The organism is Curtobacterium guangdongense, assembly GCF_049341845.1.
GTDB lineage: Bacteria > Actinomycetota > Actinomycetes > Actinomycetales > Microbacteriaceae > Curtobacterium > Curtobacterium guangdongense.
In genome coordinates, this window is record NZ_JBMPIT010000005.1 from 141895 (window position 1) to 160263 (window position 18369).

General features: G+C 70.8%; 21 protein-coding genes and 1 pseudogene. 10 read left to right on the forward strand and 12 right to left on the reverse strand.

Annotated features, from left to right (window positions below; translation table 11 throughout):
- Together dhaL and dhaM are read left to right on the forward strand one after the other, a co-directional pair.
- A complete protein-coding gene (dhaL, locus tag ACO0E1_RS09210) occupies positions 1-627 on the forward strand; it encodes a dihydroxyacetone kinase subunit DhaL (RefSeq protein ID WP_422873920.1) in 627 nt (208 codons plus the stop codon).
- Positions 624-1349: a dihydroxyacetone kinase phosphoryl donor subunit DhaM gene (dhaM, locus tag ACO0E1_RS09215; protein WP_422873921.1), complete on the forward strand. Its 726-nt coding sequence runs from the start codon at positions 624-626 to the stop codon at positions 1347-1349. Before dhaL ends, dhaM begins: the two co-directional genes overlap by 4 nt.
- Positions 1350-1355: 6 nt before the next feature.
- On the opposite strand, the gene ACO0E1_RS09220 is transcribed toward dhaM, so the two are convergent.
- Positions 1356-1919, reverse strand: coding sequence for a TetR/AcrR family transcriptional regulator (locus ACO0E1_RS09220; RefSeq protein ID WP_422873922.1), 564 nt, complete (start codon positions 1917-1919; stop codon positions 1356-1358).
- A 30-nt stretch (positions 1920-1949) separates the two neighbouring features.
- On the opposite strand from ACO0E1_RS09220, the gene ACO0E1_RS09225 reads away from it, so the two are divergent.
- A complete protein-coding gene (locus ACO0E1_RS09225; protein ID WP_422873923.1) occupies positions 1950-3194 on the forward strand; it encodes a beta-ketoacyl-[acyl-carrier-protein] synthase family protein in 1245 nt (414 codons plus the stop codon).
- Between the two features lie 13 nt (positions 3195-3207).
- Here the strand turns inward: ACO0E1_RS09225 and ACO0E1_RS09230 are convergent, their stop codons facing one another.
- Entirely contained in the window at positions 3208-4041 is an 834-nt protein-coding gene (locus ACO0E1_RS09230; RefSeq protein WP_422873924.1) for a helix-turn-helix domain-containing protein, read from the reverse strand.
- Positions 4042-4143: 102 nt separating this feature from the next.
- On the opposite strand from ACO0E1_RS09230, the pseudogene ACO0E1_RS09235 reads away from it, so the two are divergent.
- Positions 4144-4824 (forward strand): annotated as a pseudogene (locus tag ACO0E1_RS09235) (SDR family NAD(P)-dependent oxidoreductase).
- A gap of 18 nt (positions 4825-4842) precedes the next feature.
- Here the strand turns inward: ACO0E1_RS09235 and ACO0E1_RS09240 are convergent.
- The 3 genes from ACO0E1_RS09240 to ACO0E1_RS09250 all read right to left on the reverse strand — a co-directional run bounded on the left by ACO0E1_RS09240 (position 4843) and on the right by ACO0E1_RS09250 (position 7518).
- Complete coding sequence (locus ACO0E1_RS09240; RefSeq protein WP_422873925.1) at positions 4843-5430, reverse strand: copper resistance CopC family protein; 588 nt, start codon at positions 5428-5430, stop codon at positions 4843-4845.
- 26 nt (positions 5431-5456) lie between these two features.
- On the reverse strand, positions 5457-5897 hold the full coding sequence (locus ACO0E1_RS09245) for a GNAT family N-acetyltransferase (protein WP_422873926.1): 441 nt from the start codon (positions 5895-5897) through the stop codon (positions 5457-5459).
- Between the two features lie 166 nt (positions 5898-6063).
- Positions 6064-7518 (reverse strand): MFS transporter, encoded by a 1455-nt coding sequence (locus tag ACO0E1_RS09250; protein WP_422873927.1) that lies wholly within the window; start codon positions 7516-7518, stop codon positions 6064-6066.
- A gap of 44 nt (positions 7519-7562) precedes the next feature.
- Between ACO0E1_RS09250 and ACO0E1_RS09255 the strand changes: the two genes are divergently transcribed.
- Together ACO0E1_RS09255 and ACO0E1_RS09260 are read left to right on the forward strand one after the other, a co-directional pair.
- Positions 7563-8174, forward strand: coding sequence for a TetR/AcrR family transcriptional regulator (locus ACO0E1_RS09255; RefSeq protein WP_422873928.1), 612 nt, complete (start codon positions 7563-7565; stop codon positions 8172-8174).
- Between the two features lie 60 nt (positions 8175-8234).
- The gene (locus ACO0E1_RS09260; protein ID WP_422873929.1) at positions 8235-10340 is read left to right on the forward strand and encodes a transglycosylase domain-containing protein; all 2106 of its coding nucleotides are present in this window, start codon (positions 8235-8237) and stop codon (positions 10338-10340) included.
- 41 nt (positions 10341-10381) lie between these two features.
- Here ACO0E1_RS09260 and ACO0E1_RS09265 read toward each other — a convergent pair whose 3' ends face one another.
- On the reverse strand, positions 10382-10978 hold the full coding sequence (locus ACO0E1_RS09265; protein ID WP_422873930.1) for a dihydrofolate reductase family protein: 597 nt from the start codon (positions 10976-10978) through the stop codon (positions 10382-10384).
- Positions 10979-11005: 27 nt separating this feature from the next.
- Between ACO0E1_RS09265 and ACO0E1_RS09270 the strand changes: the two genes are divergently transcribed.
- Positions 11006-12037, forward strand: a complete 1032-nt coding sequence (locus ACO0E1_RS09270) for an alcohol dehydrogenase catalytic domain-containing protein (RefSeq protein WP_422873931.1) — start codon at positions 11006-11008, stop codon at positions 12035-12037.
- Between the two features lie 68 nt (positions 12038-12105).
- On the opposite strand, the gene ACO0E1_RS09275 is transcribed toward ACO0E1_RS09270, so the two are convergent.
- Positions 12106-12417: a hypothetical protein gene (locus ACO0E1_RS09275; RefSeq protein ID WP_422873932.1), complete on the reverse strand. Its 312-nt coding sequence runs from the start codon at positions 12415-12417 to the stop codon at positions 12106-12108.
- A gap of 55 nt (positions 12418-12472) precedes the next feature.
- On the opposite strand from ACO0E1_RS09275, the gene ACO0E1_RS09280 reads away from it, so the two are divergent.
- Positions 12473-12898, forward strand: coding sequence for a hypothetical protein (locus tag ACO0E1_RS09280; protein WP_422873933.1), 426 nt, complete (start codon positions 12473-12475; stop codon positions 12896-12898).
- Between the two features lie 76 nt (positions 12899-12974).
- On the opposite strand, the gene ACO0E1_RS09285 is transcribed toward ACO0E1_RS09280, so the two are convergent.
- A complete protein-coding gene (locus ACO0E1_RS09285; RefSeq protein WP_422873934.1) occupies positions 12975-13577 on the reverse strand; it encodes a HEAT repeat domain-containing protein in 603 nt (200 codons plus the stop codon).
- A 111-nt stretch (positions 13578-13688) separates the two neighbouring features.
- Here ACO0E1_RS09285 and ACO0E1_RS09290 point away from each other — a divergent pair, with 111 nt between their 5' ends.
- On the forward strand, positions 13689-14048 hold the full coding sequence (locus tag ACO0E1_RS09290; protein WP_422873935.1) for an iron chaperone: 360 nt from the start codon (positions 13689-13691) through the stop codon (positions 14046-14048).
- Positions 14049-14057: 9 nt separating this feature from the next.
- Here ACO0E1_RS09290 and ACO0E1_RS09295 read toward each other — a convergent pair whose 3' ends face one another.
- The 3 genes from ACO0E1_RS09295 to ACO0E1_RS09305 form a co-directional block, all read right to left on the reverse strand.
- Complete coding sequence (locus ACO0E1_RS09295) at positions 14058-14219, reverse strand: hypothetical protein (RefSeq protein WP_281264593.1); 162 nt, start codon at positions 14217-14219, stop codon at positions 14058-14060.
- Between the two features lie 154 nt (positions 14220-14373).
- Positions 14374-16740 (reverse strand): ATP-binding cassette domain-containing protein, encoded by a 2367-nt coding sequence (locus ACO0E1_RS09300; protein ID WP_422873936.1) that lies wholly within the window; start codon positions 16738-16740, stop codon positions 14374-14376.
- Positions 16741-16792: 52 nt separating this feature from the next.
- Positions 16793-17464, reverse strand: a complete 672-nt coding sequence (locus ACO0E1_RS09305) for a thermonuclease family protein (protein ID WP_422873937.1) — start codon at positions 17462-17464, stop codon at positions 16793-16795.
- Positions 17465-17532: 68 nt separating this feature from the next.
- On the opposite strand from ACO0E1_RS09305, the gene ACO0E1_RS09310 reads away from it, so the two are divergent.
- Positions 17533-17925, forward strand: a complete 393-nt coding sequence (locus ACO0E1_RS09310) for a VOC family protein (protein WP_422873938.1) — start codon at positions 17533-17535, stop codon at positions 17923-17925.
- Here ACO0E1_RS09310 and ACO0E1_RS09315 read toward each other — a convergent pair.
- The gene (locus tag ACO0E1_RS09315; RefSeq protein ID WP_402728762.1) at positions 17909-18367 is read right to left on the reverse strand and encodes an NUDIX hydrolase; all 459 of its coding nucleotides are present in this window, start codon (positions 18365-18367) and stop codon (positions 17909-17911) included. The genes ACO0E1_RS09310 and ACO0E1_RS09315 overlap by 17 nt on opposite strands.
- Positions 18368-18369: the final 2 nt, after the last annotated feature.

Here is an 18369-nt window from a genome sequence, read left to right on the forward strand (position 1 = left end):
TTGGCGCTCGACACCGCATGGGCCATCGACTGGGTACGCCGCACCGCCGCGACGATCGACGAACACCGGGCGGAGCTCGTGACGCTCGACCGGGAGATCGGTGACGGCGACCACGGCGAGAACCTCGACCGGGGCTTCCGCGCCGTGCTCGAAGCCGTCGACGGCGGGTCGTTCGACACACCCGGCGCCGTGTTCAAGACGGTCGCCACGAAGCTGATCTCGACGGTCGGCGGTGCGGCCGGTCCGCTGTTCGGCACCGCGTACCTCAAGGCGGCCCAGGCCGCGGGTGACGCGACCGAACTCGACGCGGACACGCTCGTCGCGGTCCTCACCGCAGCCAGGGACGGCGTCGTCTCCCGCGGCAAGGCCGCCGTCGGCGACAAGACGATGATCGACGCGTGGACCCCTGCTGTCGACGCCGCGGCCACGGCGGCCCAAGCCGGCGAGTCCCCGGAGCGGGTGCTGGAGGCAGCAGCGGACGCGGCCGTCACCGGCGCGGAGTCGACCGAGCCGCTCGTCGCGCACAAGGGCCGCGCGAGCTACCTCGGCGAGCGTGCGGTCGGGCACCGCGATCCCGGGGCCCAGTCGACCGCCTACATCCTCCGCGCAGCAGTGGACGCGGCGTGACCGTCGGGATCCTGGTCGTGTCGCACAGCGCGGCGGTCGCGACCGGGACCGTCGAGCTCGCCCGGCAGATGGCGGCCGACGTGCGGCTCGTCGCCGCCGGTGGCACCGAGAACGGCGGCATCGGCACCTCGTTCGAGGCGATCACCGCCGGCATCGAGGAGCTCTCCGATGCCGATGCGGTCGTCGTCCTGTGCGACCTCGGGTCCGCGTACCTGACCACGGACACGGCGCTCGACTTCCTGGACGACGACGTGCGCGCACGGGTGCACGTGTCCGATGCCCCGATCGTGGAGGGAACGGTCGCCGCTGCGGTCGCGGCCCAGACGGGTGGCGACGTCGACGCAGTGCTCACCGCCGCGGCGTCGGCCGCAGCCTCCGAACCGGACGCGAGCACAGCCTCCCGTCCGGTGGAGGGTGGCCAGGTCGGAGGATCGGTGCCGGTCGACGGGGCTGGCCCTGTCGACGACGTGGCCGCCTCCACGACCGTGGAACTGGTCAACGAGACCGGCCTGCACGCGCGCCCTGCTGCCGACTTCGTGAAGACCGCCGCGAAGTACGACGCGGCCGTCCGGGTGAACGGGGTGGATGCGAAGAGCCTCCTCGGCATCATGGCGCTCGCCCTGCCGAAGGGCGCCACGGTGACCATCGAGGCATCCGGGGCGGACGCGCGGGACGCCGTCGACGCACTCGAGGCGCTCGTCCGGTCGGGCTTCGGGGAGTAGCCGCCGTCAGCCGGTGATGCTGATCGTCGCGGCGACGTCGACGTCGGACGGCCCGCCGACGGCGCCGGCCGAGGCGAACAGCACGGCACCGAACACCGCGCTCCAGAACGTCCGGGCATCACGCGCCACGCCGCGCTCGCTGCGCCAACCGTGGTCCGCGGTGATGCGGTCGAGATAGCGCTCGGACTGCCGGAAGAGCACCGCCAACAGGGTGCTCGTGCGATCCCGGACGCGGGGGTCGTCCTGTGCGGTGCCGAGCGCCGTGACGAGGAGCGCCGTCGACGGCATCGCCAGCGCGGTCCGCGCCAGCACGGACCGGAAGGCTTCCGGCGTGGTCGCACGACGCCCGGCGGCTTGGAGGCGTGTGGTGTCACGGAGGAACCGGGCGAACGCCGCGTCGACGACGAGTCGGTCCTTCGACCCGAAGTGGTGCGTGATCTGGTTCGGGTAGACCTCGGCGGCCCGTGCGACGTCGCTGACGGTGAGTGCACGGGGACTGCGGTCGCCGAGGAGGTCGGCCGCCGCGTCGAGGATCCGTGCCCGCGTCGCCGAGCCGCGTGTGCTTGCCATGCCCGGATTGTACGTGGTACAACGGCACTTGTGCAGCATACAAGTACAGGTCTCCACGACATCGTCATCACCGGGTCCGGCGCGGTCTCGCCGTTCGGCCACGGCGTCGCCCCGCTCTGGGACGCGCTCGTCGCCGGTCGGTCGGGTGTCCGGACGCTCGAACGGCAGGGCGACCTCTGGGCACAGGTGCCGATCCGCATCGGCGCCGATGCCGCACTCGACGCCGAGGGTGCGCTCGGACGGGTCCGGGCGCGGCGTCTCGACCGCAGCCAGCAGCTCGCGCTCGTCGCCGCTGCCGAGGCGTGGGCGGACGCCGGCACGCCGGACGTCGACCCCGACCGGCTCGCCGTCGTGGTGGGCACGGGCATCGGCGGGATCGAGACGCTCCTCGACGCCCATGACGAACTCGGTCGGAACGGTGCCAGGCGTGTCTCCCCGCGGACGGTGCCGATGCTCATGGCGAACGGCGCGGCGGCACAGATCAGCATCGAACTCGATGCGCGTGCCGGCGCCTACACGACCGTCTCCGCCTGCGCGTCGGGGGCCGAGGCGATCGCGCTCGGTGCCCGACTGATCCGCTCGGGGGAGGCGGACGTGGTCGTCGCCGGGGGAGCGGAGGCGGCGGTGACCCCCGTGACGATGGCGTCGTTCGCCCAGTCACAGGCGCTCGCGAAGCCGGACGGCGACGACCCGACCACCCTGTCGCGGCCGTTCGACGCCGACCGGCGCGGGTTCGTGCTCGGGGAGGGCTCGGGGCTCGTCGTCCTCGAGCGCGCCGACCATGCCGCAGCCCGCCGTGCACGGGTGCGCGCACGGCTCGCGGGCTGGGGCATCACCTCCGACGCCTTCCACATCACCGCGCCGCGCTCGGACGGATCCGGACAGGAACGCGCGATGCTCCAGGCGCTCCGGATGGCCGGGCTGCAGGGGACCGACGTCGACCACGTGAACGCGCACGCCACCGGGACGCCGGTCGGCGACACGAGCGAGGCAGCCGCGATCACGCGGGTCGTCGGGGCGGATGCGGTGGTCACCGCGCCGAAGAGCGCGATCGGGCACATGTTCGGCGCCGCAGGTGCGGTGGAGACGATCCTGACGATCCGTGCCCTGGAGACGGGCATCGCGCCGCCGACCCTGAACCTGGAGCGGCTGGACCCGGAGATCGACCTCGACGTGGTGTCCGGCGTCGCACGGAAAGTGCGGATGCGGGCCGCGCTGAACAACTCGTTCGGCTTCGGCGGTCAGAACGCGTCGCTGCTCCTGACGGCCGCGTGAGCCGATCGTGGCGTCAGCGGGGCGCCAGGTCCTGCAGCCCGGTGACGCGGAGCAGGTCCAGCTTGTCGGCGTCGTCCGATCCGGGGACCGCCGTGTAGACGACGATCCGCAGGTCCCCGCCCGGCACGCTGAGCACGTCGCAGTCCACTGCGATCGGGCCGACGGCGGTGTGGAGGGTCTTCCGGCTCGCCCGGTGCTCCGCGACCCGCGCGACCGCCCATCGGCGCTCGAACTCCGGCGACTCCCGTCGGAGCCTGGCGACCAGCTCGGCGAGGGCCCGGTCACCCGGGTACTTCCCCACGGCGACGCGCAGGTCGGCCACGAGGTCGCTGGAGAACTCCTCCTGGTGGTCGTCGTCGTACTCGATCCCGTCGTGGCCGAGCATGAAGTGTCGCCAGACCAGGTTCCGCTCGATGCCCACGAGGCGTTCCGGGTCGCCGGTGAGTGCCGCCCAGAGGTCGTTCCAGAGCAGCGTGTCGTGCGCCGCCGTGAACACCGCGAGCGGGACGTCGCCGAGACGGTCCACCATGCGCTGGACCCCTGGCGTGACGTGGCGGGGGACGACGCTCCGTGACGGCGGAGCGGCATCAGCGACGCGGAAGAGGTGGTCGCGTTCCTCGGTCGTCAGCCGGAGTGCGGTCGCGAGGGAGCCGAGCAGCTGCGGCGACGGGTTCACCGAGCGCCCCTGCTCGAGCCGGACCACGTAGTCGACGCTCACACCGGCGAGCGCGGCGAGTTCCTCGCGGCGGAGTCCTGGCGTGCGCCGCCCTGGGCCGGCGGGCAGGCCGACCTCCTCGGGCCGGACCCGATCACGCCAGGACCGCAGCACACTCGCGAACTCGCTCATGGCCCCCATCATCGCCCCGATCGTCCGGGTCGGACTGGTACTCCGAGTCCCACCGTCGACCGGCACCTGGGAGGCCCACTGCCCGCGGTCCACGCTGGGTGCATGACCACCACATTGATCACCGGAGCCAACCGGAGCCTCGGACTCGAGACCGCACGACGACTCATCGACGCCGGGCACACCGTCCACGCCGGCATGCGCGACCCCGCGACCGGCGACGCCGCACGCGCCCTCGGCGCGCACGTCGTCCGACTCGACGTCACCGACCAGGCGAGCATCGACGCCGCGATCGCGACGCTGCCGGAACTCGACGTCCTCGTCAACAACGCCGGGATCCTCGGGACGTCGTTCGGCGTCGACGACCTGGACGCCGAGGCGATCGCGCACGTCCTCAACACCAACGTCACCGGCATCGTCCGGGTGACGCAGGCGGCACTGCCCCGTCTCCGGCAGTCGGCGAACCCGGTGATCGTCAACGTGGCGTCCGGCGTCGGGTTCGCGCGCTGGCTGACCACGCCCGGTCGTGACGAGTACCCCGTGCCGTCGATCCCCTACGCGGCGTCGAAGGCGGCGGTGATCGCGCTGACCGTGCAGTACGCCTAGAACCTGCCCGACTTCCGCGTCAACGTCAGCGATCCCGGCTACACGGCGACGGAGTTCAACGGGTTCGGCGGCCACCAGACCGTCACCGAGGGGACCGACGCCACGGTCGCCCTGGCGACGCTCGACCAGAGCGGCCCCACGGGCGAGTTCCACGACCGCGACGGACGCATCGCGTACTGACGCGCAGTCCTCGGCTGCTCATTCCTCTTTAGGGGTCCGGCGTCCGCGGGTGGTGGCGACGAGCACGAGTGCCACGGCGACGAGCAGCGCGCCGCCACCGATCCACGGCGCCGGTCCCGCGTACCAGGGGGACCCGCCGTCGGCCCCGGCGACGGGCGGCGCGGTCGCCGACAGCGTCACGTCGACGGAGGACGATGACGGACTCGGTACCGACGTCGGCGTCGACGCGGCCGGCAGCGCGACCGTGAAGCCGAGCTCGCCGGTGATCGGGTGCCCGTCGGGGGAGACGTACCGCCAGAGCACCGAGTACGTGCCGTCCTCGACTCGGACTCCGGTGGACATCGTCGTCCCGTCGACGAGCACCTCGCCGTTCGACACGTCGGTTCCGGCGGCGTCGCGGACCTCGATCCGGAGTCCGGCGTCGAGTCCGGCGAGCGGCGCTTGCGAGAACGTCAGCTCGACCCGCTCCAGCCGCGTCGTCACGGTCGCGCCGTCGGCCGGGTTGCTCGCGGTCAGCGCCGAGTGCGCGTCCGCCGATTCCGTCGCGACGAGCGTGGTCAGGACGAGGACCGCCGCGGCGAGCGAGGAAGAGAGGATGCGGCGCATGCGTCCATTCTCCGGGGAGCTCGCGGTCAGTCGTGCACGTCGTGGCCGAATCCCGGGCCGGGCAGGACCATCCAGTTCTCCGGATCCGGCACCGGTCGGAAGCCGGATTTCTCGTAGAGGCCGTGTGCGTCCGCGGTGTACAGCACGATCCGCTTGAGGCCGAGCGGTGCCAACGACGTCGTGATGCCTTCGACGAGGGCGATGCCGACGCCGCGACCACGGGCGTCGGGGTCGACGAAGACGTCGGCGAGCCAGCCGAACGTCGCGCCGTCCGTGATCACCCGGGCGTACCCGAGCTGGACCCCGCTCGCGTCGTCGAACACGCCGAACACCCGGGAACCCGCCATCGCGGCGCGCTGCTGCTCGCGGGTCCGACCCCGCGCCCAGTAGGACTGCTCGCTCAGCCAGCGGTGCACCCGCTCGAAGTCGAGGTCGGCCGGATCGTCGGAGAACCGCAGGTCGCTCATCCGACCAGCCAAGCAGGCGCGGCGCGCGCCGACAACGGCCGATCTCGGCGGAGTGGACCGGTGGTCGACGCGACCAGCGGCGGACGGGAGGCTCGTGGCGGCGCCGCACCGAGCCTCCCGTCCGCCTCGTGACCGGGCCGTCCGTGGATTGCCGACCCGTGACGGGTCAGTCCGTCGGCTGCGCCGCGCCGCGGCGCGTCCGCGTCGTCGCCCACAGGACGAGTGCAGCGGCGATCACGGTCAGTGCGATGCTGCCGACCGTGACCGCCTCGTCGAACCCGGCGGCCTGCGCTGCGGTCCAGTGCACCGACGCGATCGACCCGGTGAAGAGCCCGGCGAGGATCGTGCCCACGACCGCGAGTCCGACGCCGGAGGCGACCTCGGAGGCGGTGTCGACGAGTGCGGCGCCGATCGTCGTGCGGTCCTCGGGGAGGCCGCGGAGCACGTTGACGCCGGCGACGACACCGACCACGCGCATGCCTGCGGCGACGAGCACCAGCGCGATGGCGACCGCGACGTAGCCGGTGCGCCCGAGCACGGCGAACACCGCGAGCCCGAGGACCACGGCGGTGGCGCTCATCCACGCCGCACGCCCGAGACCGACCCGCTGGACGAACGGTCCGACCAACCGGCCACCCGCGATCAGGACGACGACCTGCGGCAGCATGCCGACGGCAGCGAGCGCGGGGGACCAGCCCCAGGCGAGCTGGAGCTGCAGGGTGACGAGGTACCCCATGCCTGCGACCGCGATGCCGGTCGCGGCCTTGTACGCGAGGCCGGCGGACACCAGTGGACGGGCGATCAGGGCGAGGTCGAGGAGCGGGTGGTGCGCCGTGCGCTCGCGCAGGACGAACAGCACGACCGCCAGGGCCGCGGCGGTCGTCGCGATCCACGGTCCGACGGTGCCGACCCCGTCTTGCACGAACAGCGTCGGCGCCACGAGTGCGCAGACGACCGCCGCCGTGCCGAGGACCGCTCCGAGCACGTCGACGGGGTCGCGGTGGAGCTCGGTCGGGTCGTCGCGAGCGATGCCGGCGCGGATCCCGAGGAACGCGAGCGCCGCGATCGGGAAGTTGACGAGCAGCAGCACCTGCCAGGGCGCGACCGCCAGGACCAGGCCGCCGACCGTGGGACCGATCGCGAGTCCGACGAGGCCGACCGTCGAGATCACGGTGGTGGCGCGGACCCGCAGGTCGTCCTCGCGGAAGAGCCGGAACGCCAGCGCCATCGATCCCGGTGTCGTCATCGCGGCAGCGACGCCCATCACGATCCGGACCGCGACGAGTTGCTCGGCCGTCGTCACGAACACCGTCGCCAGGCTTGCGAGCCCCAAGAGCACCAGGCCGAGCAGCATCACGCGGCGACGACCGAACCGGTCGGCGACGGCACCGAAGCCCAGCATGAGACCGCCGAACACCACCGCGTACGAGCCGGTCACCCACTGCAGGGCGGTCGTGCTCGCGTGGAGGTCGCGCCCGATCGTGGGAAGCGCCACGTTGAGGATCGAGTTGTCGAGCATCTCGAAGAGGAACACCGCCGACAGACCGGCGAGTGCGACCCACGCATCCCGGAGCGAGGCGCGAGACTGCGGGATGATGTTGTCGGAGTGAACGGTGGCCATGCCGGTAGATTAACTGACTAAACTTAGTGACACAAGGAGATCGGGTGCCCAGGACTGCCACACGCGGGGGGCCGAAGACGCGCGAGAAGATCGCCTCGACCGCGGCTGAGCTGTTCCTCGAGCACGGGTTCGACGCGGTGACGGTCGCACAGGTCGCCCGAGCAGCCGGGGTCTCGAGCGTCACGGTCTTCAACCACTTCCCGCGCAAGGAGGACCTGTTCCTCGATCGGTCGGACGAGGCGCGCGACCTGCTCGTCGGTGCCGTCGCGGGGCGCCCGGACGGACTCGGGGTGGGGGAGTCCCTCTCCGCCCTGTTCCACCGACTCGCCGACGAGCACCACCCGCTGTCCGGGCTCGATCCACGGTCCGTGCCCTTCTTCCGGACGATCGCCGGGTCGCCGGCACTCCTCGCGCACGCGCGTGCGATCGCCACGGAACTCCAGGCCGCGCTCCGCGACGCGCTGTCGTCGGACGACTCGTTCGCCGCCGACGCCGGACTCGCGGCGGCGTACGTGGTCGCCGGCTACGGGTCGGTGCTCGTCGAGACCGCCGGCCGCGTGCTCGCGGGGGAGTCGGGCGACGACGTCGCAGCAGCGCACCACGCACGCGTCGACCGCCTCGTCGACACGCTCCGTCACGGCGTTCTGCCAGCCTGACCCCGGACATCCACACCGATCACCCAGTGCACGTCATGTCGTATGCAGGACAGTGTGCGCATGGCAACACAAGAGAACCGCTCGGGGGTCGGAGCGTTCATCGGGTTCATCGGGTTCAGCACCCTCGCCGGACTGCTCGTGACCGTCGGTGTCACCCCCGCCATCGCCGTGCTCGGGGTCACCACGACGTCGACGATCGACGTCTTCGACTCGCTGCCGGAGTACATCGAGATCGGCGACCTCCCGCAGCGGAACGAGGTGCTCGCGTACCAGGGCGGGCAGCCTGTGCACCTGGCCACCGTGTACGACCAGAACCGCGAAGAGCTGCAGCTCGACGACATCAGCGAGTACCTCCGTGACGCGGCCGTCGACGGCGAGGACAAGCGGTTCTGGGACCACGGCGGCGTGGACGCGTCCTCGGTCGTCCGTGCCGCCGTCGGCAGCGTGGCCAGCGGGGGGCTCGGCGGGTCGGGTGGCGCGTCGACGCTGACGATGCAGCTCGTGCGCAACATCAAGATGCAGCAGGCGCTCGAGCTCCCGACGCAGGAGGAGGTCGACGCCGCGTACCGCGAGGCCATCGAGCCGTCGGCGTCCCGGAAGCTCGCGGAGATGAAGCTCGCGATCGGTCTCGAGAAGAAGTACTCCAAGAAGGAGATCCTCGCCGCGTACCTCAACATCGCCTACTTCGGCGACCAGACCTACGGGGTGCAGGCCGCGGCGCAGCGCTACTTCGGCAAGGACGCGACGAACCTCACACCGGCCGAGGCTGCTTCGATCCTGGCGATCGTCCAGTGGCCGGAGAAACGCGACCTGTCCGATCCGTCGCACTACCCGGCCAACACCGACCGCCGAGACGTCATCCTCGGGTCGATGTACGCGCAGGGGCACCTCACCCGGGCCCAGTACGACGAGGCGATCGCGGCGCAGCCGGAACAGTACGTCCACCTGACGGCGCCGTCGCAGGGATGCGTGGCCGCCGCCGGAGTCGGATCCCAGTTCTTCTGCGACTACGCCGTTCGGGTCGTGAAGTCGATGACCCAACTCGGCGCGACCCAGGGCCAGCGCGACGCTGCCTGGCGGAACGGTGGCTACACGATCCAGACGAGCCTCGACCTCGACCTGAACGGACAGCAGAAGGGCCTGCTCGACGAGTACGACCCCAACACCGAGGCCCGGATCGCACTCGGATCGACGCTCGACACCGTCGAGGCGTCCACCGGTCGCGTGCTGACGATGGCGCAGAACCGCAACTACAACCAGCTGCCGTCCTGCGCCGCGGTCGACTCGGACCAGGGCGCCTGCGCACCCGCGACGGACACGAGCATCAACTACAGCGTCGACCAGGACCGCGGCGGCGGGATCGGCTTCCAGCCCGGGTCCACGTACAAGCTGTTCACCCTGCTCGCGTGGCTCGAAGCCGGTCGGAGCGTGAACGCCGTCGTGAACGGGACACCGCACACGACGAGCCGCTGGACGCAGTGCGGTGAGACCATCACCGCGGCGTGGAGTCCGAAGAACGACTCGCCGGGGCAGCGCGGTAACTACACGGTGGCTGCCGCGACCGCCGGATCCGTGAACGCCGCGTACGCGTCGATGGCGGCGAAGCTCGACCTCTGCGACATCCGCGACGTCGCCGCCAAGCTCGGTGTGCACCTCGCCGCAGGAGGCGACCTGCCGGCGAACCCGGCGTCGATCCTCGGCACGTCGAACATCGCCCCGCTGACGATGGCATCCGCGTACGCGGCGGTCGCGAACGGCGGCGTGTACTGCGCCCCGACCGTGGTCGATGCCATCACCGACCGGAGTGGGAAGTCCCTCGGCGGGCAGCAGCGCTCGTGCACGCAGGCACTGTCACCGGCCGTGGCGGACACCGCGTTCCGCACCATGCAGGGGACCGTCGCCCGGGGGACGGCCGTCGGCGCGCAGACACCGGACGGGACGCCGCTGTTCGCGAAGACCGGCACCACGGACGACGCCGACCAGATCTGGCTCGTCGGCGGGAGCAAGCAGGCGGTCACCGCCTACTGGCAGGGGCTGACCGACGGGAAGAAGACGAACCTCCGGCACTACGGCAGCGGAGCGGGTGGCACGTACGCGAGCATGCGGTCGAACGTCTGGAAGCAGGCGCAGACCGCGGTCAACCAGGCGATGCGGGCGGCGGCGTAGCTGGCTTGCTTGCTTGCTTGCTTGCTTGCTTGCTTGCTGGGTCAGCGTTGCGGTCGGTAGACGTTCGCCATCGCGCCGCCCGCGAACGCCGTCGAGCTGACGAGCTCGAGGTCGAGCTCGCGGGGGAGCCCTGCGAAGAGGGCATCCCCGCCACCGAGCGCGACCGGCAGCACCACGATCCGGTACTCGTCGACCAGGTCGGCGTGCACGAGGTTCCGGCAGAACGTGGTGCCGCCCTGCGCGAGCACGACCCCGTCGTGCTCGGCCTTCAGACGGCTGACCTCAGCGGCGAGGTCCCCGTCCGCGACCCGTGCGTCCCGCCACACCTCGGCGGCGTCCAGCGTGCGTGGGTCGAAGCCGTCCCGGGTGAACACGACCTTCCGCACGCTGTTCATCGGTTCCGCGACGGGCACCGTCGCGGTCGACCAGAACCCGGCGATGGACTCGAACGTCCGGCGACCGAAGACGTGGACCGCGGCGCTCGCGACCGTGTCGGTCACCCACGATGCCGAGTCGGGAGTGCCCGCGCGGAACATCCAGTCGGATCCGTCCGCGCCGCTCGTGTAGCCGTCCAGCGACATGGACATCTTCAGGACCAGTGCACCCACGCTCACCACGCACCCTCGTCCGCTCGTCATGGCTGCTGTCCCTGCCATGATGATCCGGTGCGCGCAGTCATGTACGAAGAGTTCGGTGCCACCCCGGCGATCGTCGACGTCGATCGGGAACCGTGCCCGCCGCACGGCGTCGTGGTGCGGGTCGCCGCGACCGGCGTCTGCCGCAGCGACTGGCACGCCTGGCGCGGCCACGACGACTCCGTCACGCTGCCGCACGTCCCCGGACACGAGTTCGCGGGCGTCGTCGTCGAGGCCGGACCCGGCGTCCGCGACCACCAGGTGGGGGACCGCGTCACCGCGCCGTTCGTCTTCGCCTGTGGGACCTGCCCGGAGTGTCTGGACGGCGCCACCCAGGTCTGCACGCGGCAGGAGCAGCCGGGGTTCACCCTGCCCGGGTCGTTCGCCGAGGAACTCGTCGTCCCGCAGGCCGACCTGAACCTCGTCGCGTTGCCCGGCGCCGTCGGGTTCGCCGAGGCCGCGGGGCTCGGGTGTCGCTTCGGCACGGCGTACCACGCGCTGCACGCCCGCGGCCGGCTGCGAGCGGGGGAGCATGTCGCGGTGTTCGGGTGTGGCGGTGTCGGACTGTCGGCCGTGATCGTCGCGATCGCAGCGGGTGCACACGTCGTCGCCGTCGACGTGTCGCCCGATGCGCTCGCACGCGCCGAGGCCCTCGGTGCGACGACCGTGCCGTCGGGGGAGCGGGCCGTGGAGCGGGTTCGGGAGCTGACCGTCGGCGGCGCGCACGTCTCGGTCGACGCCTACGGCAGTCGCGCGACATCGGTCGCCGCCGTCGCGTCACTCCGCCCGCGGGGCCGGCACCTGCAGGTCGGGTTGCTCCTCGACGACGAGGCTGCGCCGGCGATCCCGATGGGCCGGGTGATCGGCGAGGAACTCGAGCTGCTCGGCAGTCACGGCATCTCCGTCGGGGAGTACGCCGCGATGCTCGACGACGTCGTCGCCGGACGACTGCGTCCGGACGAGTCCGTCGGACGGACGATCGACTTCTCCGAGCTGCCCGCGGCGCTCCAGGCGATGGACGGCCCGAGCTCGTCGGTGGGGATGACCGTCGCGGTGTTCTGAGCCAACGCTCGGGGGTCCAGACATGTCGAGCGCCCCATCACACGCATGTGATGGGGCGCTCCGTGATCTCAGTCGCGCTCTTCGAGGGTGAGGGCGACACCGAGTGCCATGAACGTCGGCGCCCAGTGGCCGACGAAGATGCCCCATCGGTCGGACTGTGCCTTGTCGTGGTGCTTGTTGCCGCGGGAGAACAGCCAGCTGATCAGCGAGAGGGCGATCGAGAGGAACGCACCGAGGTAGGCGTAGTCGCTGCGGAAACCGATGCTGCTGAGGTACTTGACGGGGTGCATGAGGTGCCTTTCGTCGGCGGGGACCGTCGAGCGACGGCGTCGCACTCGAGCCAACTCGTCGCCGTCCGCGACCACGTCCAGTTTCAGCACCGCGGAGTCGTTCCTGGTAGACCGGGACGTGCAACGGACCACCAGGGGAGTACTGATGACATCGGAGCAGATCGATTCCCATGCGGAGGCGTTGATCACCTCGTTCGTGGAACCGGGCCGGCGCTCCCGCCTCGCCGGACTCCGCGGCTCGGTGTCCGCCCGGCGGAAGTTCGCGATCGAGGTCGCACTCCGGCAGCCGTTCCGAACCGATCGGCGCTTGCCGGTCGTGTCGGGAACGGGTCCTGCTCCCGAAGCGGTGTTGCGACAGCTCGAAGCGCTCGGCGCGACAGTGGATACACCGTGTGTGGTGTTCACGGTCGACGGCAATGAGCTCGTCCAGGATCTTCGGTCAGCCCTGGACGAGCACGCCGGACAAGCTGGAGGCGTCGTGGTCTCGATCGCACCCGGCACGCTGGTGTACACGGAGTCGGAGCGGGGAGCCCGGTTCGTCCTGCGCGATGTCCCGGAACGGGCGAGCTGACATAATATGCATTATCGGCGCATCGGCGCCTGGAGTATTGCCCAGTGCTCCGCCACGGACTTCAGTGTCTCCGGCATTACTTCTGCGCGTCGAGCTTTCGCAGTCCCGCCGCCGCCCGCTTCCGCACCCACGCTCGGCGATCGAAGAGTTTCTCTTCGAAAACCTGGCGTGCACGAGGATTCGCACTGTGGCTCAACGCATCGATGGCGTGACCATCGACATCAGGGTCCCGTGTGAGATCAAGCAATACGTCGATCACCTCCTCCTTCCGCGATTTTCTCAGTGCAAGCGCCAACATCTCGCGGTCCCGCCCGTATTGGCGGTCCAGAGCGAGGGAACTCACTTCGTCCGCATAGGCGTCGTCGAAGGTGGCTTCGATCGCACTGCCAATCGCCCATCTCACTCGAATCGGGTCGTCGTTCGGAGTCCTCGTGAACGCTTCGAGCAGCCCGGGCACGGCAACTCCCTTGGCGGCCGGTGTCGTGAGCGCATGTGCAAAGCGCAACCGATTCATCGGATTCTCGACGCTCTTCAGGAGGTTGAGGAGAAGTGGGACGGCATCCTTGTGCCGAAGTCGAGAATTGGCAAATGCGGTCATGTCGTCGAACTGGTAGCCCAGCCTACTCAGCGCTTCAAGCATCGCCCGGTGCTCGACCGCGCTCTCCGCCGTTTCGGCCATGAAGTCAGAATGCCCTGTCAATCTCGACGACGATGCGTACTTTGACCCACTGTACTTCCCCGGGTCCGGTACACACCCCATGTGGGGTAGCCGCCTCGATGTCCTCACCGCATGACCGACGTCGTCGCCGACTCCCTCAGCACGCAGGAACCCGCAGTCCGAAGCGTCCTGGCACGCGTCTACGAGATCGCCGCTGAGCGCGTTCCGTCGGCCACACCCGGGACCAGCTACGGCATGCCTGCACTGCTCCTCCGCGGCAAGGGGCTCGTCGTCGCCACGGGGAACGCCCGGTTCCCGTCCGTCTACCCGTCCATCGGTGCGGTCGTCCCAGCGCTCGGCCACCGCCTCGACGGGTCCGAGACGACGACGGGCAGCATCCACTGCTCAGCGGACCGCACGCTGCCCGACGCCGTCGTCGAACGCCTCGTGGACCTCCGGCGAGCAGAGATCAAGCGCGCCGTCCGCGCCTGAGGTCGAGCCCTACGACTTCTCCCCGTCCTCAGTGGGGACGTCGTCGGCGTCGATCTCCAGCGCTGCGCTCTCCTCTCCCGACTCTTCGAGCACCTCGGGCTCGGTGTCGGGCTGCTCAGGCGCTCCGCCTTGCGTGGTCTCTTCTGCCGGATCCGGCTGGCTGTAGCTCATGGGCCGGACCGTACGCGCGCAACACTGGAGTTGCCGTCAGCCACCGCATTCCGGACTGGAGGCTCGCCCTGCATCCGGCACCGCGCCTCCAGTCCGTCCCGTGGCCGGCACGACCGGACGTGCGAGTGCGCAGAAACGGCGACCGGACCCGCGCTCAGCCCCCGACGTACTCCGCCAAATGCTGCCCGGTCACCGTGGACCGCGCGGCGACGAGCTCGGCCGGCGTCCCCTCGAACACCACCCGCCCGCCGTCGTGCCCCGCACCGGGCCCGAGGTCGATGATCCGGTCCGCGTGCGCCATCACCGCCTGGTGGTGCTCGATCACGACGACGCTCTTGCCCGAGTCGACCAGCCGGTCGAGCAGCCCGAGGAGCTGTTCGACGTCGGCGAGGTGCAGGCCGGTCGTGGGTTCATCGAGGACGATGATCCCGCCCCGCTCCCCCAGGTGGGTCGCGAGCTTCAGTCGCTGGCGTTCCCCACCGGACAACGTGGTGAGCGGCTGCCCGATCGTCAGGTACCCGAGGCCGACGTCCACCAGACGCTCGAGCACCGCGTGCGCCGCCGGCACACGTGTCTCGCCGCTGCCGAAGAACACTGCCGCCGAGGCAACGGGCATCCCGAGCACCTCGCTGATGTCCTTGCCGCCGAACCGGTACTCGAGCACCGACTGGTCGAAGCGCTTGCCGTCGCACTCGGCACAGGTCGTCGAGACACCGGCCATCATCCCGAGGTCGGTGTAGACCACGCCGGCACCGTTGCAGGCCGGGCACGCACCCTCGGAGTTGGCGCTGAACAACGCCGGCTTCACGCCGTTGGCCTTCGCGAACGCCTTGCGGATCGGCTCGAGCATCCCGGTGTACGTCGCCGGGTTGCTCCGCCTGGAGCCCTTGATCGCGCTCTGGTCGATCGCGACGACGTCGTCCATCGGCGAGAGCGACCCGAGGATGAGCGTGCTCTTCCCGGAGCCAGCGACCCCGGTGACGACGGTGAGCACCCCGAGCGGCACGTCGACGTCCACGTCCTGCAGGTTGTGCCGGTCCGCGCCGCGGATCTCGATCGCGCCGGTCGGGACGCGCACGTCGGTCTTGACCGACACCCGGTCGTCCAGGTGCTTCCCCGTGACGGTCCCGCTCCCCCGCAGGCCGTCGACCGGGCCCTGGTAGCAGAGGGTCCCCCCGCCGGTGCCCGCCCCTGGTCCGAGGTCGACGACGTGGTCGGCGATCTGGATCACCTCGGGCTTGTGCTCGACGACGAGCACGGTGTTGCCCTTGTCGCGCAGGCGGAGCAGCAGCCCGTTCATCCGCTCGATGTCGTGCGGGTGCAGGCCGGTGCTCGGCTCGTCGAACACGTAGGTGACGTCGCTCAGCGAGGAGCCGAGGTGCTTCACCATCTTGACGCGCTGGCCCTCGCCCCCGGACAGGGTGCCGGTGGGTCGATCGAGCGACAGGTACCCGAGGCCGATCTCGACGAAGGAGTCCACGGCGTCCCGGAGCCCGTCGAGCAGCGGCCCGACCGACGGCTCGTCGAGCCCGTGCAACCAGGCCGCGAGGTCGGTGATCTGCATGGCGCAGACGTCGGCGATGCTCGCCCCGGCGATCTTCGACGACCGCGCGACCTCGTTGAGGCGGGTTCCGTCGCAGTCCGGGCAGGTGGTGAAGGTCACGGCACGGTCGACGAACGCACGGATGTGCGGCTGCATCGCTTCGCGGTCCTTCTGCAGGAACGACCGTCGGACGCGGAGCACGAGGCCCTCGTACGTCATGTTGATGCCGGCGATCTTGCGCTTCGTCGGCTCGCGGTAGAGGAAGTCCTGTCGCTCCTGCTCGGTGAAGTCGCGGATCGGCTTGTCGCCGTCGACGTAGCCGGACTCGGCGAACATCCGGACGTTCCAGCCCGCTGTCCCGTAGCCGGGGATCGTGATCGCGCCGTTCGACAGCGCCTTCGAATCGTCGTACAACTGCGTGAGGTCGATGTCGGTGACGCTCCCCCGCCCTTCGCACCGCGCGCACATGCCGCCGAGCCGGTTGAAGCTGACCTTCTGGGCCTTGGCGTCGGTGCCCTTCTGCACGGTGATCGCCCCGCCGGCAGACACGGTCGCCAGGTTGAACGAGAACGCGTTCGGACCGCCGACGTGCGGCTGCCCGAGCCGGCTGAACAGCACACGCAGCATCGCGTTCGCGTCCGTGACGGTGCCCACGGTGGAGCGCGGGTCCGCCCCGGTGCGCTCCTGGTCGACGACGATCGCGGTGGTGAGTCCGTCGAGCACATCGACGTCCGGACGGCCGAGCGTCGGCATGAACCCCTGCACGAAGGCGCTGTACGTCTCGTTGATCATGCGCTGCGACTCCGCCGCGACGGTGCCGAACACGAGCGAGCTCTTGCCGGACCCGGACACCCCCGTGAACACCGTCAGCCGACGCTTCGGCAGGTCGACGTCGACGTCGCGCAGGTTGTTCTCGCGCGCGCCGCGGACACGGATGCGGTCGTGGCTGTCGGCGACCGACGCGTCACTGGTATGCATGTCGATCAGCGTACCGGCCGGTGCCGACACGGTCGCGGCCTGCACGGACGACTCAGCACGACCCCCACCGTCCCGTCCTCGCGGCCACCGCACGCTCCTCGAGCGCGGACAGGTACGGGTGGTTCGCCACGTTCGGCCACACCCGGATCGCCGTTCCCGCAACGCTCGACACGAGCTCGCCCTCGACGAAGCGCCTGTCGTCGGTCCACACACTGAACAGGCGTCGTCCGTGGTCGCCCCACGTGTCCCGGTCCGGCGCGACCCAGACGGTGGAACCGACGGGCGCGAGCGCCCGGAGTGCCGCTGTCGCCTCCCGCGACCAGCACTGGGCCGTCGGCTTCGCCTCCGGGGTGTCGACGCCGATCAGCCGCACCCGGATCGGGTTCGTCGTGGTCACCACGGCGTTGGGCGTCGCGTGCTGCAGTTGCAGCGTGTCGCCGTCGTCGACGTACCTGACCGTCATCGGGAACGCGGCAGCGGGGCGGACGGGAGCCGACGTCGGGACCGGCGACGAGCCTCCAGGCCGACCACCGGGACCGTCTGGAGGCGCGACCAGCGACGGCGGACCGGCAGGCGTCCCCGAGACGCTCACCGGGGTCGGACCGGCTGACGCGACCGCCGACGGACGTGTCAGCGGGCTCGCCTGCGCGAGCCACGCCGCGCCGACGGCCGCCCCGACCAAGACGACCACCGCCGTGGTGACGACCCGTCTGCGCGCGCCCATGCGGCCACCGTACGACCGGGGTCGACCGGTGTCCGGACGGCGTCGGTGGGCACGGCCATACTGTCGCCATGGCACTCCGCTGGTACTCGATCGTCGTCGACAGCCACGACCCGCACGCACTCGCGCGATGGTGGGGTGAGACGCTCGCGTGGCCGGTCGTGTACGAGTCCGACGACGAAGCCGTGATCGCGCCGGCGCACGCGATCGAGCTCCCGGAGGGCACGCCGCGCGAGCAGCAGCCGCAGGGGCTCGTGTTCGTGCCGGTGCCGGAGGGCAAGACCGTGAAGAACCGGCTCCACATCGACCTCGCACCCGCGCCGGACGACTCGCACCAGGGAGCGGTCGACGCCCTGGTGGCCCGGGGCGCGACGCTCGCCGACGTCGGTCAGGCCGAGGTGCCGTGGGTGGTGCTGGCCGATCCCGAGGGCAACGAGTTCTGCGTGCTCACGCCCCGCGAGTGACCCGTCGGACCAGATCGGGCAGCTCGGCGGGCTCGAACGGTTCGTCCGTGGCGTCGAGCTCGTCCGCGGTCCACCAGCGGGAGCCGAGGATGTCGACCCGCTCGTCGTCGGTCCACTCGTCACTCGACAGCACGAAGCCGGTGGTCCGCACGACGTAGAACTCGGAGTGGCCGCGGTCGTGGTCGGCCTGGTCCCACGTGACGTCGAAGTCCCACGACCAGACGGGTTCGCCCGGGTCGGTGATCACGATTCCGGTCTCCTCGCGGAGCTCGCGGATCGCGGCGTCCCGGTGCGTCTCGCCCGGGTCGACTCCCCCACCCGGCGTGATCCACCGGTGGAAGCCGTCCGACGACGGGGCGTTGGTGTCCATCAGGAACACGCGGCCGTCGTCGTCGAGCAGCAGGATGCGGGAGGTCAGGCGGAGCCCGGGTGCAGCAGTCACCC